This window comes from Caballeronia sp. dw_19 (genome assembly GCF_018449515.1).
In the GTDB taxonomy this organism is placed as follows: Bacteria; Pseudomonadota; Gammaproteobacteria; order Burkholderiales; family Burkholderiaceae; genus Caballeronia.
The window spans coordinates 191,502-208,742 of sequence record NZ_JAAVUQ010000004.1 but is presented as its reverse complement, the minus strand read 5'-3'; the positions used below and the strand labels follow the sequence as shown (position 1 = coordinate 208,742).

Genomic DNA, 17,241 nt, shown 5'->3' with positions numbered 1-17,241 from the left:
TTAAGCGCGATGCCCAGGCTCGTTGATTCAAGCCAGCCGCGCGGCAATCGCCTGACCGACTTCTGTTGTGCTCGCCTTGCCGCCGAGGTCGCCGGTATGCGGACCTTCCTTGAGCGTTGCTTCGATCGCAGCAAGGATAGCGTCGTGCGCGTCGCGTTCCGGGCCTTTGAAGTCACCGAGGAACTCGAGCATCATGGCTGCCGACCAGATCATGGCGACGGGGTTCGCGATGTTCTTACCCGCGATGTCCGGCGCCGATCCATGCACGGGTTCAAACAGCGACGGGAATTTGCGTTCGGGGTTCAGGTTGCCTGAAGGCGCGAGGCCGATGGTGCCGGTGCATGCAGGACCGAGATCGGAGAGGATGTCGCCGAAAAGGTTGGTCGCTACGACCACGTCGAAGCGGTCCGGATTCAGGACGAAGCGGGCGCACAGGATGTCGATGTGCTGCTTGTCCCACTTCACGTCCGGAAAGAGCGCGGCCACTTCGGCGGCGCGCTGGTCCCACCACGGCATGCTGATGGCAATGCCATTGCTTTTCGTGGCGACGGTGATCTTTTTCTTCTCGCGGCGCTGCGCGAGATCGAATGCGAATTTCAGCACGCGTTCGCTGCCGTGGCGTGTGAACACGGATTCCTGCAGCACGAACTCGCGGTCCGTGCCTTCGAACATCACGCCGCCCACCGATGAATATTCGCCTTCGGTGTTTTCGCGCACGATCCAGAAATCGATGTCGCCGGCTTTGCGGTTCGCGAGCGGCGACGGCACGCCTTCGAACAAACGAGCAGGGCGCAGGTTGATGTACTGGTCGAATTCGCGGCGGAATTTAATGAGCGAGCCCCACAGCGAGATGTGATCGGGGACAGTGTCGGGCCAGCCGACCGCGCCGAAGAGGATGGCGTTGCAGTCCTGCAGTTGCGCCTTCCAGTCGTCGGGCATCATTTGGCCGTGTTGTAGGTAATACCCGCAGCTTGCCCATTCAATGTGCTTGTATTCGATGGAAATGCCGAAGCGCTTCGTGGCGGCGTCGAGGACGCGGATGGCTTCGGGCATCACTTCTGTGCCGATACCATCGCCGGGAATGACGGCGATTTTGTAGGTCTTGGTCTTGGTCATGGTTGGGGTCCTGTTAAGGGTTTCGTTCGCACTTGGAGGTGTTGGGTTGGGGTCTTGCTTTAGCAGTCTGGGTTAATGCCGGGTTGGTGCTTTTGGCGTTAGTGGTCTGCTTGAGTCGGATTTTCTCTTTATCACTATTAGCCACTGTGCGTGGCGGCACGTCATTTCTTTGTCCAAAGCGACAAAGAAACGAAGCAAAGAAAACGCTTTCAACCACGCTACCCTAAGTGTCCACAGCGTGCAGTTTCTATTCATAGGTGCCCCAAAAGCACGGCGCTCGCCAGCGCGGAGGATGTGTGAACCCCTCCTTCTCCGAACACCGATACCCACACGCTTCGCCACCAGTGACTGAACCTGCCCAAGGGGCACCCCGCGCTATCCGCGGACAACCACCCTTCGAATTTGTACTCTCGTCGAACCACGGCGCTGATCCACCAAGGTGCAAAGCCGTAAGCATGGTTGGGGCTGTGGCTACTATTTTATTCCCCCCTACAAGGCTTAAAATTGGCGTTTTGGTTAAGCCACTGTGCACGAAGCGTGAATAATGAATATCCCGTCTTCCCCCAACCTCGATGATCTCCGCGTCTTCTGCACGGTCGCCCGCAAGTCCAGCTTCAGCGCGGCGGCGGAGGTCCTGTCGGTCTCGGCGGCGTACGTCAGCAAGCGCGTGAGTGTGCTCGAAACCGATCTCGGCACTCGCCTGCTGCATCGCTCCACACGCCGTGTCGCCATTACCGAGGCAGGCGAACGTGTCTACGCGTGGGCTGAAAAAATCCTCGACGACGTCGATCATCTCGTGGAAGACGTGTCCACTACGCGCCGCATTCCGCGCGGCACGCTGCGTATTTCCAGCAGCTTTGGTTTTGGGCGGCATATTGTGGCCCCGGCGCTGGCGCGGCTCTCCGACCAACATCCGCAACTGAGCATACGCCTGGATCTGTTCGACCGGCTGGTGGACGTGGCGGGGGAAGGTTTCGACCTGGATATACGGATTGGCGATGAGATCGCGGCGCATTTGATTGCGAAGCGGCTGGCGTCGAATCATCGCGTGCTGTGCGCGTCGCCAGACTATGTCGAACGTCATGGTGCGCCGAAGCAACTGGCCGATCTAGCGAGCCATGCGTGCCTGGCGATCAAGGAACGCGACCACCCGTTCGGTTTGTGGCGCTTGCATGTGCGTGGCGAACCGGTTTCGATCAAGGTGACCGGGCCATTGTCGACGAATCACGGCGAGGTCGCGGTGCAATGGGCGCTGGCCGGACGCGGGATTGTGCTGCGCTCGCTGTGGGACGTGCGCCCGTTGCTTGAGAGCGGCCAGTTACTGCAAGTGCTGCCTGATGTCACGCAACCCGCTAACGTCTGGGCGGTGTACCCGGCGCGGCTGGCTGCTTCGGCGAAAGTGAGGGTGTGCGTGGACTTTCTCGCCGACGAGTTCGCGCAATGGAACCTGCCGGCGCTTTGAGATGCTGTTGCACAATGAGTCGATGAAGGCGCTCGCGCCAGGGGGATGGGTTTAAGCGTTAGCGGTCGGAGTCAATGCCGGATTGCTGCTTTCGCGGTTAGTGGTCTGCCTGTGTTGGCTATTTTCTTTATCACGAGTCCAGGCGGTCATTGATTCCGAACCCTGGCATGTACCAGGCAAGGTAAATGGCCTTTTGTTAGCGGATTCATACGGAAAAGGTCTTCCATTATCTTCGGCCAACCACGGGGGGCCCGGTACTCAAGCACGCTCAATGCCGTAATGGCTGACGACCAGCTGTGCAGGCGCGCTGCTATCTCATCGCTATTGATACCCCAGGGCATGGGAGGCAGGCGATAGTGCGGCGTTTGCATGACACCCCACTGGGTTAACTGGGAAAACCACCGCGGAATGACGTCGAAGGCGATCTCGGCGCCTGGAAAATGCTCGATGATCCTGATGAACAAACGTCTCACCGCGTCGGGCTCAAGGTACATGAAGAGGCCCTGGACCACGATAAATACATCGGGGCCCGGTTCGATCCCTTCAATCCAACCCGGCTCGAACACGCTCGCAGCAACGTGGCGCAAGCGCGTGGACGAAGGAAGAAAGTGCTGGCGTAGTTCGATCGCAGCCGGCAGATCGACCGTGAGCCATCGCATCCGGCCGTTGTCCACGCGGTGAGCTTGCGTTTCGAGGCCTTCACCCAGGGATACAACCAGGCCATCCGGATGGCGTTGGAGCCATCGCTTCAACAATTCGTCGATTTTTGCCGCCCGTGCGGCAAACGAACCGACGGGCTCTCCAAAACGACGCACGAAATCGTAGTCGATAGCATTGCAGATACGCACGCTGTCGGGGTCAGCGAGAATGCCGTCAGGCCGACATGCCTCGCACGCACGGTCGTAAAGCGTCCACAGCATGGTTTCTGACACACCATCCAATTTGCATGGGACCTTCGAGAAACTGCCGGCGCGGTGATTGCGAGCCCGCGGATCCTCTTCAAGAAGCGGTGCGCCTAACACGGCGGCTGTCAAAGCACACCTAGACGTTTGGCGTTTGCGGTCGCACGGCCGTGAATAGGGGCGAGGCTCTCCTGGACCACGCGGGCGGTTGAATTGGCCAACTGCAACGGATTGGCCGGAGAGGCTGCTGCGATCTTCAACAGCGCCGCCTGGCATTCAATCCATTGCGTTGCAGATTGACTCGACGCCAAGGCTGAGGCCGCCGCGGACGTAGCCCAGATATGTTTGCTGGTATCCATCGCCAATGCCATGCCCAGATTTACGAATCCTGAACCCATCGCCTGGATAGATTCGGACGCTGCCTCGCTCTTTTCCCGGCTCATTAGAGTGAATTCAACCCGGTCCCGCTCATTGGGGAGCGGGCCGGCCATCGCCATGCGAGTGGTGCGAACTTTAACGACCTGGGTGGTCGCGTTGAGCATTTCGCACGTCTCCGTAAAAAGGCGCAACCAGTTCGAGGAAAGTTCACCGAGAGATGGCAAGAAAGTCGAGGAAGTCATGAAGTACTCCAGGGATGCGTTTGTGCCTCTGATTCGAACAACTCATCCTTGAACGCAGCGACTTTTTTGTCGAACGCCGAAAGGGCTCGGTTGTAGTCCGCAGTTCCATCCGCTGTCGAGTTCGAAGACATGCAGGTTTGACGCACCAAGTTCATACGACGCGTCCGTGGCTCTTTCGCAAGGTTTCTACGATCGGCATAGCTCGCCTAAGTCGCCGTCGGCACACTGCAGCATAGGCCGATAAATGCTGCGTCGCAACAAGTCATTTGAGCGCGTTTTGGCGCACGTGAATGGCGTTGATACTGAATTCCAAGGCGCTGGACAGACGATCACGGAAGCGGCGATAGAGCTCGGCCTGAGCGGGAGAACGAGATCATAAAAACAGCGGCATACTTCACGCGGGATGCTCTATGAAGTATGCCGCACAGGAAATCCCCTTGAGGGACGCCTGGATTGGCGCGCATATCCAGGCGTTTACGCCGCTTGAAATGGGCGTAGTGCTCGACGTTAGCATCAGCGGCTATCGAGCGTGGAAGCAGCTTCAATGTCCGACGCAACTCGGACACGGTGGTTGTTCCCCGGGTACGTTCGAGCAAAGGTTCAACGGCATGAGAGCTTGCATCCTTCCGGCCCACCTGTTCACGTCGATATCAATCCGAGCCGGCATCGCATTGCCTCTCCGAGACCATTGCAAAGTACAGAAATACTCTTCCCCTTTGACCACGGCGATCATGGTGGTCTCACTGTGCCTAGCACTCGCCGCCGCCTTCAGTCGTAGGAGAAGACGCTGCCGAATTTGTCCATGCGTTCGAGCGCCATGCCCGAGCCGCGCACGACGCACGTCAAGGGGGCTTCAGCGACGAGCACCGGCAGGCCGGTCTCCTCGGCAAGCAAACGGTCGAGGTCGCGAAGCAGTGCACCGCCGCCCGCGAGCATGATGCCGCGCTCGGCGATGTCGGCGCCCAGTTCAGGCGGCGTGTTTTCGAGCGCAATTTTGACCGCGGAAATTATCTGGTTCAGCGGATCGGAGAGCGCTTCGAGGATCTCATTGCTGGATACCGTGAAGCTACGCGGGATCCCTTCGGACATGTTGCGGCCCCTCACGTCCATTTCCCTGACTTCCGAGCCAGGGAACGCGGAGCCTATCTCCTTCTTGATGGCTTCAGCGGTCTGCTCACCGATCAACATGCCGTAGTTGCGACGGATATAGTTGACGATCGCGTCGTCGAATTTATCGCCGCCGACGCGCACGGACCCCTTGTACACGATGCCGCCGAGTGAAATGACGCCGACCTCGGTGGTGCCGCCGCCGATGTCGACGACCATTGAGCCGGTCGCCTCGGACACGGGCAGACCGGCACCGGTGGCGGCCGCCATGGGTTCTTCGATCAGGTACACCTGCGACGCTCCGGCGCTATGGGCGGCTTCCTTGATCGCACGCCGTTCGACCTGAGTGGATCCGCAGGGCACGCAGACAACGATCCGCGGCGATGGCGCCAACATGCGGGGCTCGTGCGCCATCCGGATAAAGTGTTTGATCATCTGCTCGGTAATGCTGAAGTCGGCGATCACACCGTCCTTCATCGGGCGGATGGCTTCAATGTTGCCTGGCACCTTGCCGAGCATCTGCTTGGCTTCCTTGCCCACGGCCAGAATGGTTTTTTTGCCATTCGGGCCGCCTTCCTGACGAATCGACACGACCGACGGTTCGTCGAGCACGATACCCTTGCCACGCATGTAGATCAGCGTATTCGAGGTGCCGAGATCAATCGCCAGGTCGTTGGAAAAATAACTGCGCAGAAAACCGAACATTCAAAATCCTGTGTTGCTTGACGGCAAGCGCTTGGCCCCATCGCGTGCGACCAACCTGCGGTCGAGAATGGGGAAGAGTAACAGCTTCGGGGGAACGGAGCCGCAGCGCCGCCCGCATGTTGTTATCAGCGAGGACCTGCATGCCTGGAGATGGAGGGCCGGCCGTCGATGAATTCTGGCAAACCAGCGTAGCCGGCCGCAACGGCTCTGTCGTATGTCGGCTAGTGGATGGTTCCGGCATTGTGAGCCGCAAGAAGCCAAACTTTGCGACAGGCCTCGGCCATAAGCGCCGTTAATCGGGAGAAGGAGTTGTCCTCCGCCGCCGGCTTCGGTCAGGGCTTCGCATCCTCCTGCCTGGAGCCTGTGGCCGCGGCAAAGCGGCTTTGGGCCGCGATGAGCTGGTCATCCGTAGTCGCCACCAGCCACAGACGTGCATGCTCCGCAATCCAGCGGTTGTGGTCCTTCAACGGCCCCATGGCAGTAGCGGCCTTCCAGACCACCGGGCCGATCCGGCTTTTCCTGCCCGACACCGCGCCTACCAGCAGGCAGTAAGGTCCCAGCGGAAGCGATACAAACGGAAGTCCCGGACTGGCCCGCACACGCCAGTCGATGAAGGGCGTCTCGCTGATCAGCAGCGGCGCGGGCAAGCCGTAAAGCACACTGAAATCGTATAGCGCCAGTTGCTCCCGCATGCCGGTGTAAATACGCCGGATGTCTTCGACAACCGCCGCGCGGATCTCGTCCTCGAACATGGGCTCCTGCGTATAGCGGGCCAATGCCTCTCGAGCCTCCAGTTGATATGCGCTGAATAGGCCGAGTTCCACGCAATCCTGCACTGCGCGCTGAACCTCCGCGACAGAACCGGCTTCCTCTGGCGTGCCTAATTGCGCCGCCCGCAAGAAGCGCGCAAGTCCCGCGTCCTGGATCGCAGGACCCTCCGCGGATACATCGTCTTGAGCGTCCTTATCGAGGGGCACGTAGATATATTTCTCGGCTGCGAAATGCGATTTCTTGCCTTCATCAAACTTGATTTCGCCATCGGCGCAGTCGAGATAGCGAGTCCCAATTCGGCCATGCTCCCAAACCCAATTCTTCAGGAGCGGACGTAGTGGATGTAGTCGGTCGTGATCGGCCATTGAAACCTCCAAGTGCCCCAGTATAGTTCCAAGTTGTCGATTGTCCGGTGGAGGGCATGGCGATCGCTGAAACCAATGGGCTGGCCGTTTCCAATCACGCGGGCTTGTGGTGTTTGTGTGCGTGACATCAATAGAGGCACTGACACATACAGCGGTCGTGCACCATTCTGAAAGCCTCTCGGACAAAGGGTTTGGAGCGCTCGTCGACGAGGCCACACGGCTCATAGTCCGGTATCTGCCGTAGCCGCCGTGGTTGGCGAGTGAGCGGCGAGCACTGGCGGGGGGGACGGTCACGCGTGCGGTCACGTCGATCGACCTACGCCGCGGTCCACTCGGCGAGCGTGGCCACGGTATTCATGTTGCGAGCGGTGCCCATCCCAACGGCCGGGATTTTCAGTTTTGAATGGGCGATTCCGTCTTTGTAGTGCACATAAATCTCACGCGTCCCGAGTGCGATTTCTTCTGTTTGCTGGCCACTCACACTATCCAGCACATTTGCGGGAGGCGGTGCGTCGAGAAAGATTGCGACGGTTCGATTCGGCGCCGCTGAACTAAAGGGATTATTGGCAAGGACCGCCGCCAGCTCCGCGCCCGTCCGGATCAAAATCCCTACCGGCTTTCCGGCATAAGTCTCAAGACAACGCTCCAGTTTCGCTTTCACGGATACTTCCGAAAGCTTGCTTTCGAACACAACGTTGCCGCTGGCGATATACGTGCGCACATTGGAAAAACCAACGGAGGCGCACATTGCGCGAAGTTCGGACATGGGAAGTTTGCCGGTGCCGCCAACATTCACGGCCCGCAAAAGAGCGGCGTATGTGGTCATGCAGGCATTCTATTGCCATTTCTATCAGCATGGCTCTGTGCCGTAAGCCGACTAAACCGGGTCTCGTGGTTTTGTGGATATCGGGCGAGCACACTAATGCTGGTGCTGAACAATGACCGATTCCTGACCAGACCTGCTGAGACGGATGCAGAGCAGCGCCGCCACGGCCAGCGCCGCCGCCGCCGTCTCCAACGACCCCGAGAACGAATGATGCGGTGCGTACATCGCATTGGCGACAAGCGGTCCCACGATCTGCCCGACGCCGAAGCATGCCGTCATCACGGCGAGAATGCTCACACGCAGGGTGTGGGCAACCCGACGCGCCGCGAGCATCGCAATAGTCGTGGTGCCCATGAACGTTCCGCCTACGATCAATGCGCTGCCAAGGTATCCGGCCGGGTTCGGCGCCACGACCGGCAAGATGACACCAACAGCTTGCAGCGTGAGATTCAGGAACAGCGCGCGTCGTGTGCCAACGCGCATATGGATTGCGTGCCAGATGAAACACGACGGAGCCGCGCCCAGGCCAAATAATGCCCAGACCTGGATGGGATCGATTGAACCAATTGCGTTCCTGACGAAGAAGGGCAGATAGGTCGCGGTGATGATGTAGCCGAAGCCCGCCAGTCCGTAGAGCGCGATCAGCCGTCCTGCACCGAGCGCAGGGAAGGACTCGTGTCCGTGTAAGGTTGCACGCGTGCCTCCGGTCTCAACAGGGCGTGCATCGAGACCCGGCAGCGCAATTGCGGCTAGGATCAATGCGCCTGCTGCCAGCACCCACCAAAGCCCGGCGCTATGCAGGTCGAACGCACGTCCCGCGATCAACATTTCCGATGACAGCACAATGCCCATGCCGACACCCGCATAAAGCAAGGGCGCACCGCTCGTGTGGCCGCGATGCTGCAGCAGCCAGAGAGACGCCGCGACCATGGTGACAGCGCTGACGGCGCCCGTGATGCCGCGCATCGCGATGATCAGCCACGGCGCATTCAGCAGCGCCGTCACCCCGAGACATACCACGATGCCCGCGAGCGCAAGCATGCACAGCCTGCGCGAGTGTCGCGGATGCACGGCGGCAGTCAGCAGGGCACCGGCCAGATAACCTGCATAGTTGGCCGATGCGGCGAGCGTGCCTTGATGCACGGTGAGCACGGCATCGCTGACCATGACCGGATAGATGCCCGTGAACGCAAAGCGTCCGAACCCCATTCCGACCGCCATGACAAGAGCGGCGATCAGCGCCGCGGTGCCTTGGCCTGCAGCCGACGAAGCCTGGCGAATCGTGCTCATGATGATTTCCTTTTTGCTGCGAGTTGCTTCGACACGAAAGGCGTGAGCGCTTCTCGCAGCGCGTTGAATGCTGCCGTTTCGTATCCGTTTCGATGGACGAGCCACGTATCCACCTTCGCCACAACGTGAGTGCGGAGCGCCGGTGGTTCGCGCAGCAGATCAAGCACGCTGCGCGGCACCAAAGATACGCAGCCGCCGGCCGCAACGCACGCAAGCATGCTGTGATAGGACCCGACCTCCTGGATGTCGAGCGGTGATCTGTCCTGGCCGAGCCATTCTTCGGCGAGCACGCGATAGCTGCATCCTTGTGCAAACGCGGCAAGCGAACGCACGGTGATATCTGCGCCCTGACGGACGGCGGCATGCCCGGGCGGCAGCACGAGCAGGATTTCCTCGCGAAAGACCGGTTCTCCATGAAGCCCGGCTGCTTCGAGATCCAACGCCGATGTCATCTCGCCGCATGGCGGCAGCGCAGCGAACGCGCAATCGAGCAGACCGTCGCGAACCTGTTCGATCAATTGCCGCGAGGGCGCCGTCGAAATCCTGAGCTGGACGTCGGGGTACTGGGCGTGAAGGGCGGCAAGCGGTCCCGGAAGACGAGCCGCGGCCGTGCTTTCCATGCTGCCAATTCTCAGCGTGCCGGAGGGCGCTTGCGGGCTTAGCACTTGTCGCGCTTCATCGGCCAGAGCGAGCATGCGGTTGGCGTAGCCCAGAAAACGTTCGCCTTCCGCGCTCAGCGTAAGCCGGTTGCCGTCGCGCCGGAATAACGCCACCCCGAGTTCCTCCTCGAGCTGCTGGATGCGCGTGGTCACGTTCGATTGCACGCGGCCGAGCCGCTTGGCCGCGCGGGTCACGCTGAGTTCAGCGGCGACGACGCGAAAAATTTCGAGGCTGGTGTGGTCCATGAAAATCTCAATTAGAGAACGATGTAAACATCATATTCCTAAATTGAGATAATATGCAAGCAGTCTACTTCTTTTGCGATGGTGATCCGGATCGACGCATATGCGCCCGGCCATCGCTCAATGCCTGACAGGACGATCGAGGCCCCCATGACTCCGCAAGCAACCAGTTCCCTCATGCCGCCGGACAGCCTTGTCCAGAAGCCGAGCTATGCCGAACGCAACGCGCCGTATTGGCGGCGCAATCTTTTTGTCTGCGTATTCGGGTCATTTACAACGCTGCTGAGTCTCAGCATGTTGCTGCCGTTCCTGCCGCTGTACGTGCAACAGTTGGGCGTGAGTTCGCCGGCGGCGGTCGTGCAGTGGTCCGGCGTCGCATTCGGCGCAACGTTCTTCGGCACCGCGATTACCGCGCCCCTTTGGGGACGCCTGGCGGACCGTTATGGCCGCAAGCCCATGCTGATCCGTGCGGCGGTCGGCATGGCCATCGTGATGTCGTTGATCGGCCTCGCGCATAACCTGACCGAGCTTGTCGTGCTGCGACTGATCGCGGGGTTGATCGGCGGTTATGCCTCCGCCTCGATCGTCATGGTCGGCACGCAGGCGCCACGCGAGCGCGCTGGATGGGCATTGGGCGTGCTGTCGACGGGTGCGCTCGCGGGCAATCTCGTGGGACCGCTGGTCGGCGGATTCCTGCCGACATACGTCGGTATCCGCGGTACCTTCTTCGTTGGCGGCGCGATCATCGCCGTGGCTGCGCTGCTGACCGTCGTGTTCGTGCGCGAAGATTTCGATCGTGCGAACGACGCGAAAAAGCGTGTCGATGTTGGCGCTGCTTTGCCTCCGGCAATGAACCGACGGGTGATCCTCGCGCTGCTGGTAACGGCAATGATGGTGTTGCTCGCCAACATGTCGATCGAGCCGATCATCACTGTTTATATCGGGCAACTGGGTGTGCCGGGTGACCATGTCGCGCGCATGGCGGGGATCGTCATGGCGGCATCGGCGTTCGGCAGCATGTTGACTGCCGCGCGTTTTGGCGCGCTGGCTGATCGCATCGGCAGCTCGAAGGTCATCATCGGGTGTCTGGTGGCGACCAGCGTGGTACTGGTGCCGCAGGCGTTTGTTCACCAATGGTGGCAGTTGGCCATTCTTCGCGGCTTAATGGGCATGACGCTCGCGGGGCTGCTTCCATCGATAGCGAAAGAGATCCGGCACGCGGTTGCCGATCACAATTCCGGCAAGACGCTTGGCTATCTGCAGTCCGCCCAGTTCAGCGGCCAAGTGATAGGCCCGTTGATCGGCGGGTTGATTGGCGCGCACATCGGTTTGCGGGCGGTGTTTTTTGTGACGGCTTCGTTATTGCTGGTGTGTGCCGGGTTGAATCGATGGGCGAGGGCCAGGCCTGTGAGCTGAGTTGCCGACGCTGTCCCTTTTGCCTGGGAACTTTGTTCACGGGTGGAAGAGGGCCTCATAGGCTCCGTCAGGCAGGGGCGTTCATCGACGGGTTCCGGCAATCAGGAGCCCCCGGACGCTTCGTTTGCTGCAAGACCACGAAGCAAAAGGACGTCCCCCGATCGAAGGCGTAATTATTTAGAAAGCTTACTCCTTGCTTCACACGCAATATCTGACTGCATTCGCACGTCACGCCTCGCATCCCACCGCAAGTTCTCCAAATTTTGAAACGAAATCCCAAATTTACCTTTCAATTGATATTGATTCGTATTTATACTTGCGCCCGCATTCTTCAAAACATTTCGTAACAATTCCTGTGGGGATTGTGCTGCGCTCGCGTCTCGCGTGGAAACGCCGCTCAAAACCGCATCTGCCGAACACAATGAAGGACATCTGGAATCATGGTTTTTGCCGAACGCCGTAGTGTCGATACGGTCAGCACGCTTACCCGTTTTGCGGCAGTTGCCGCGCTAGCCTTTCTCAGCCAGCCCGATCGGGCATCCGCGCAGGAAGCCCCCGCAGCCGCAGCTCCAGGTCCCGCCGCGACCACGACCGATAGCAACCCGACCGTGCTTGACTCGATCGTCGTCTCGGGAGACTGGCTCGGAACCGGCCTGCAAAACAGCGTGAAGACCTTCGCCGGCGCGCGAACGGTTGTCGATAAGGAAGAGATCAACCAGAGCGGCGCGACGAGTATTGGCGACGTGATGCGGCGCATTCCCGGCGTGCAGTCCACGGACAATTCCGGCACAGCCGGCAGCGCCGTTTCGCTGAACGTCGGCGTCCGGGGTTTGACCGGCCGCTACACGCCGCGCTCGACCGTGCTGCTCGATGGCATCCCGCTCGCGGTCGCACCGTACGGCCAGCCGCAGTTGTCGTTTGCGCCCATCAGCCTCGGCAATATCGAATCGATAGACGTGGTCCGCAGCGGCGGCGCGGTGCGCTACGGCCCGCAGAACGTGGGCGGCGTGATCAACTTCAAGACCCGCGAGATTCCCGACAAGTCCGGCCTGACCGCCGACGCGTCGGTGCGCGAAAACATCTACACCAGCGGCGGCGGCAGCAACACGACGTACAGCACGTTCCTTGGCACGCAGCTCGACAACGGTCTCGGCCTCGCGCTGCTGTACTCGGGCATGACCGGGCGCGACTGGCGCGAGGGCAGTGACGAGCGTGTCAACGACCTCGCACTCAAGTTCCGCTACGAGCTAACGCCGACCTCCGAGTTCTACGGCAAGTTCTCGTATTACGACGTGAAGTCACGCACGCCGGGCGGCCTGACGGTCGCGCAATACAACGCCGACCCGTTCCAGAATACCCGTCCGACCGACTACTGGAATGGCGAGCGCAAAGCGGTTGATATCGGCTATGTGAATACGCTGTCGGCCACGCAGGAATTCGAGGTGCGTGCGTACTACAACGAGAGCTACCGCAGCAGTACGCTGATCAATACGACGGGCACGCAGCTTCAATATCAGCCGCGCAACTACGATACGCTCGGCATTGAACCGCGCTTCACGCAGCGCTTCTCGCTCGGGCCACTTCAAAACGATGTGACCGTTGGGTATCGCTACATTCGCGAACGCGGTGACGACAACAGCTACAACCAGACGCTGGCAACGGGCGTGATCGGCCCGACGAGCAGCTTCGACAACGCCACCAACGCGCACGCGGTTTATATCGACGACCGTATTGCCTATGGACGCTGGCGCCTCACGCCGGGTGTGCGCTTCGAACACATTGAATCGACACGCCGCGACGACACGCTCAACCAGACCTACGAGACAAACAACAACAAGCCACTGCCGTCGGTGAACCTGTCGTACCTGTGGAATTCGGCGCTGACGCTGTTCACCGACTACAGCACGTCGTTTGGTCCGGTGCAGAATCTGCAGTTGAACTCGCAGTCAGCGACCAATCCGCTGCAACCGGAACTGGCGAAGACTTATGAAGTAGGGGCCCGCTGGTCGAGCAGGCAGATTCATGCCGAATTGACCGCGTTCAACATGCGCTTCGACAACCAGATTATCCAGGTCGCGGGCATAACGCCGGCCACGTTCCAGAACATTGGCGCGACGCATCACCAGGGCGTGGAAACCGCAATCGAATACGCATTCGCCGAGGACAGCGTGTTGCGCGGTCTCGACGCGTACGCGAATTTCACGTACACGAAAGCGATCCAGGAATCGGGCGCTACAGCAGGTCTCGACGTGCCGTTCTACTCGCGCTTTACCGATACGCTGGGTCTGCGCTATGCGACGCACGGGTGGACATTCAATGTGTCGAGCACGCACCAGAGTGCTCAGTACTCCGATACAGCGAACACCGTCGCGGAAACGCCTGACGGACGCGTCGGCCGTATACCGGGTTTCCGGGTGTGGGACATGCAGGCCGACTGGAAGATCCCCGGCTGGAAGGGCAGCAACCTCACGGTGGGTGTCAACAATATCGCGGGCAAGCGCTACTACACACGCAATGTCGACGGTAACGCTGGACGGATGGTCGGCGCGCCGCGCATGGTCTACGTGCAGGGCCATTTCGTTTATTGAGGTCTGTTCTGGTGCTTGACGTTCTACCGGGACGGATGCCTCCTCTTCGCAGGCTCTGGCTAACGGCGCACCGGTGGTTTGCGCTCTCGCTTGGCTGGGTGCTTGCGATCATGGGTATCACGGGCGCGCTGCTGATGATCGGTGCGCCTGTTGACGAACGGCTGCACGCTGACCTGTTCAAGGTGGGTGCGCATGAGCACGCGTCCGCCGTGCCGCTCGAACAGGTCCGGCAACGTTTCGCTACCCGGTTTGGCGACGGCGCAACGTTCTCGTTTCGCCCGCCGCGTACAACGGACGAAAGTCTGCGGGTGATGGTGAAGGGCAAGTGGAGCGGTACGGTGTACATCGATCCCTTCACCGGCGATGAACTCGGACGCCGTGCACAGACGCAAGGCTTCTTCAACGTGCTGTTCAAGCTGCACAGTTCGCTCTGGCTGGGGGACATCGGCAAGGCGTTACTTGCGTTCGTCGCGCTGTGCTACCTGCTGCTGCTCGTGTCGGGTCTCGTGTTGTGGTGGCCGCGTTCGGGACGTCCGAACTTACGGGTTGAGTTGCGAAAAGGGACGTCCCGGGCGCTGTACGATCTGCATCGGGTGGGTGGTGCGACGATCGGCCTGGTCATCGCGCTGTCGGTGGCGACCGGCGCCTACATGGCGTGGCGTCCGCTTGGCGGTTTTGTCAGCACGCTAAGCGGAGTCCGGCCGATGCACGCGCCGGTATTGCCGCTTGCGTCGCGATCACCGCGCCCGATGTTGCCACTGGATACACTTGTTGCGCAGGCACAAGCGCAGTTCCCCGATGCAATGATCGGTCTCGTTCAATTGCCGGCGAAACCGGGTGTCCCTCTGCGCGTGCGCCTGAAACTGCCGGACGACCCCCATCCAAATGGCTTGTCGTCGGTCTGGCTGGATCCATTCACCGGCAAGGTGTTAGAGGTCCGGCGCTGGAATGCGCTTGATCCGGGGGCGCGCGCGGTTGCCGTGATTTATCCGTTGCATACCGGCGAGCTTGGTGGCCCGCTGCTTGAGGGTGTTCTTGCGATTGGCGGTATGTCGCTGGGCGTTATTGCGGTGACAGGTATCTGGCAATGGTGGCGGCGACGAAAAATCCGGGTTGCGCGCACGCGTTGACGGGTGATGGTGGTGGGTTGCTGCTTTCGGTGTTAGTGGTTCGCGTGCTTTATCGCTACGGCGGTTTACCGCTCCCATAGCGGCTGGCCGGCCAACTGTACCTGCCGCTCACACCAGATCGTCAGGCCTGCCTTGCCGTTAAAAGCTTGATACCCAGACCGAAGAAGACCAAGCCGCTGCAACGCTTCAGGACCTCAATCCACCGGCTTGTGCCAAGCCCGTTATGAATCCGGCGCACCCCGAACGAGTAGACGGTGTGAACCAGCGCCACGGTGCAAGCCACGGTCAGATACATCACGATGAACTGTGCCGGCAGCGGCTGGTCATGCGTGATGAACTGCGGCATGAACGCAGAAAGGAAGATCAGCGTCTTGGGGTTGCTTCCCGAAACCAATAACGCTTCCCGAAAAATCTTGCGCTTGTCGAGAGAGTTTTTCCGCAGCCTGCTAAGTCCACATAAACAGAAGTGGACAGAACCAATAATTGGGACGAGTCCTGAAAAATTAAGAACAATCCTAATTAGTGCGTCGAAATTTAAATGGCGTAGGGTATTTGTTATTAAAAACAACAGATTTTGACACTCAACTAGCGGTATTAAGAGCATATTTAATACATTGTTGAGCTGGTGATTAGATCAAAAAATTATGCTTTAGTAAGGCATTATATTTTTCAAAACGAAAGTTCAATTGTTGCCCGGTTTGTATGTTCGGTAGGACAAGCCCACACTATGAGAGTAAAGATGTTATTAAGAACGGGAGAAATTTAATCTTGAAATTTCAACGTGAAAACTGCAAAAAATGGAAAATAGCATTTTGGCTTGTTCTTCATGGACCCGCGAGTTCAGTCGGTACGGGATTCAAGTGGAAGCAATCACTTTTGTCTCTTTCGATAGGCTGGATGATTTATTCTCCATTGCTTACTTTTTATCATTCATTGCCGTATAGAGGGGCCATTCCTCCAGAAGCACCATTGGTGAAATCAACTGGAAGGATAATTTTCGGATTTGAACCTGGGCTTAAATCGACCCCCTTAGCGCGTTTTGTCGTTGATACAGGAAAAGGATTAAAGCTACAAGATCCATCGGGGCTTGAGACAATTAGTGAGTGGCAGAACCAAAATCCATCGAGTGAAATTTACGTGGAAGGATTTTTACTTCGTGATGGCAGTGGACTTTTATGGATGACGTATGTGGCTGGCGCAGACGGGAAGATATTGTTGAATCGAACGGAGCAGGTTAGAGAATTGAAGCTGGCCCGTGATCCGTTTAATTCGGTTTTGTTGTGGATGTACATCACATCTGTGCCAATGTGGCTTATCTCAATCAATAACGTACGGAAAGTTAAAAACTTAATTGGAGCTTAAAATAGGTCACTATCACGATCGCGTAGGCGGCGCTCACTAATTTTTTGATCGGAGGTACGACCGGCGCTGGAGATGCGGTGAATTCTGCAAATCGAGTACTAGCAGGCTGCGGAAATACAGATCGACTTTACTGAGCCATGAGCGTGATCAGAATTTTCAGCGGGGGATGTCTCATAGTTTGGAATATGGACCGGTTAATTTCGGTTTTCGGACCTGTTTATGACGTTCTCTTGCGCATTTTTGGTTCACTGCGGCTGCAACGCACGGAGTTGTCCCAAGGTGCGCATGCGCACGAGGTTGTACGCGGCCATCGTCAGCACGAACATCTGATCGACCTTCTTCAAGCCGCTCACCATCACCTGGCGCATACCGCCGATGCTCTTGGCCCAGCCGAAACCCTGTTCGATCAGCTTGCGCTTTTGCTGTGACACCGCATAGCCCGCACTCCCGGCGATTGACTCGGGCACTGCCGACTGGCGGCCTGACTTGCTTTGCGCCACGTGAGAAAGGCTTCGTTCATCGCTGTAGCTAGCCGCGCCCAATCAACTCGGTTTAGCGCACTAGAGGGTGTTTCAAATTGATCTGTCAAGCAGTGGCTAGCGGAAGAAATCTCGCTCTGTCACACCTGGTTTCGGACTCATCCGGACCTCGTCGAAATTTCCAGGTTTCACGCATTGCT

Annotated in this window: 13 protein-coding genes and 2 pseudogenes; 5 read left to right on the top strand and 10 right to left on the bottom strand. The window is 58.8% G+C overall.

What is annotated here, in order from left to right:
• Positions 1-27 precede the first annotated feature (27 nt).
• Positions 28-1,116 (bottom strand): tartrate dehydrogenase, encoded by a 1,089-nt coding sequence (locus HB376_RS07665; RefSeq protein ID WP_213762819.1) that lies wholly within the window; start codon positions 1,114-1,116, stop codon positions 28-30.
• Between the two features lie 550 nt (positions 1,117-1,666).
• Here HB376_RS07665 and HB376_RS07660 point away from each other — a divergent pair.
• Positions 1,667-2,578 carry a LysR substrate-binding domain-containing protein gene (locus HB376_RS07660; protein ID WP_213763049.1) on the top strand — a complete coding sequence of 304 codons (912 nt, stop codon included), beginning with the start codon at positions 1,667-1,669 and terminating at the stop codon, positions 2,576-2,578.
• A 146-nt stretch (positions 2,579-2,724) separates the two neighbouring features.
• On the opposite strand, the gene HB376_RS07655 is transcribed toward HB376_RS07660, so the two are convergent.
• The 7 genes from HB376_RS07655 to HB376_RS07625 all read right to left on the bottom strand — a co-directional run bounded on the left by HB376_RS07655 (position 2,725) and on the right by HB376_RS07625 (position 10,069).
• On the bottom strand, positions 2,725-3,612 hold the full coding sequence (locus HB376_RS07655) for a class I SAM-dependent methyltransferase (RefSeq protein ID WP_255631214.1): 888 nt from the start codon (positions 3,610-3,612) through the stop codon (positions 2,725-2,727).
• Positions 3,609-4,100, bottom strand: a complete 492-nt coding sequence (locus HB376_RS07650) for a polyhydroxyalkanoate granule-associated phasin (RefSeq protein ID WP_255631213.1) — start codon at positions 4,098-4,100, stop codon at positions 3,609-3,611. The genes HB376_RS07655 and HB376_RS07650 overlap by 4 nt, the downstream gene beginning before the upstream one ends.
• A gap of 768 nt (positions 4,101-4,868) precedes the next feature.
• Positions 4,869-5,912 (bottom strand): rod shape-determining protein, encoded by a 1,044-nt coding sequence (locus HB376_RS07645; protein ID WP_089164788.1) that lies wholly within the window; start codon positions 5,910-5,912, stop codon positions 4,869-4,871.
• A 332-nt stretch (positions 5,913-6,244) separates the two neighbouring features.
• Positions 6,245-7,048 (bottom strand): hypothetical protein, encoded by an 804-nt coding sequence (locus HB376_RS07640; protein WP_213762818.1) that lies wholly within the window; start codon positions 7,046-7,048, stop codon positions 6,245-6,247.
• Between the two features lie 316 nt (positions 7,049-7,364).
• Entirely contained in the window at positions 7,365-7,874 is a 510-nt protein-coding gene (locus HB376_RS07635) for a DUF1697 domain-containing protein (protein ID WP_213762817.1), read from the bottom strand.
• A gap of 93 nt (positions 7,875-7,967) precedes the next feature.
• Positions 7,968-9,164 (bottom strand): YbfB/YjiJ family MFS transporter, encoded by a 1,197-nt coding sequence (locus HB376_RS07630; protein WP_213762816.1) that lies wholly within the window; start codon positions 9,162-9,164, stop codon positions 7,968-7,970.
• Positions 9,161-10,069: a LysR family transcriptional regulator gene (locus HB376_RS07625; RefSeq protein WP_213762815.1), complete on the bottom strand. Its 909-nt coding sequence runs from the start codon at positions 10,067-10,069 to the stop codon at positions 9,161-9,163. Before HB376_RS07625 ends, HB376_RS07630 begins: the two co-directional genes overlap by 4 nt.
• A 147-nt stretch (positions 10,070-10,216) precedes the next feature.
• On the opposite strand from HB376_RS07625, the gene HB376_RS07620 reads away from it, so the two are divergent.
• The 3 genes from HB376_RS07620 to HB376_RS07610 all read left to right on the top strand — a co-directional run bounded on the left by HB376_RS07620 (position 10,217) and on the right by HB376_RS07610 (position 15,200).
• Positions 10,217-11,482 carry an MFS transporter gene (locus tag HB376_RS07620; RefSeq protein ID WP_213762814.1) on the top strand — a complete coding sequence of 422 codons (1,266 nt, stop codon included), beginning with the start codon at positions 10,217-10,219 and terminating at the stop codon, positions 11,480-11,482.
• Positions 11,483-11,922: 440 nt separating this feature from the next.
• Complete coding sequence (locus HB376_RS07615) at positions 11,923-14,070, top strand: TonB-dependent siderophore receptor (RefSeq protein WP_213762813.1); 2,148 nt, start codon at positions 11,923-11,925, stop codon at positions 14,068-14,070.
• An 11-nt stretch (positions 14,071-14,081) separates the two neighbouring features.
• Entirely contained in the window at positions 14,082-15,200 is a 1,119-nt protein-coding gene (locus HB376_RS07610; RefSeq protein WP_346730456.1) for a PepSY-associated TM helix domain-containing protein, read from the top strand.
• Between the two features lie 121 nt (positions 15,201-15,321).
• Here the strand turns inward: HB376_RS07610 and HB376_RS40825 are convergent.
• A pseudogene (locus HB376_RS40825) lies at positions 15,322-15,624 on the bottom strand (LysE family transporter); the annotation flags it as partial.
• Positions 15,625-15,968: 344 nt separating this feature from the next.
• Here HB376_RS40825 and HB376_RS07600 point away from each other — a divergent pair.
• Positions 15,969-16,562: a hypothetical protein gene (locus HB376_RS07600; RefSeq protein WP_213762811.1), complete on the top strand. Its 594-nt coding sequence runs from the start codon at positions 15,969-15,971 to the stop codon at positions 16,560-16,562.
• A gap of 245 nt (positions 16,563-16,807) precedes the next feature.
• Here HB376_RS07600 and HB376_RS07595 read toward each other — a convergent pair.
• A pseudogene (locus tag HB376_RS07595) lies at positions 16,808-17,065 on the bottom strand (transposase); the annotation flags it as partial.
• Positions 17,066-17,241: the final 176 nt, after the last annotated feature.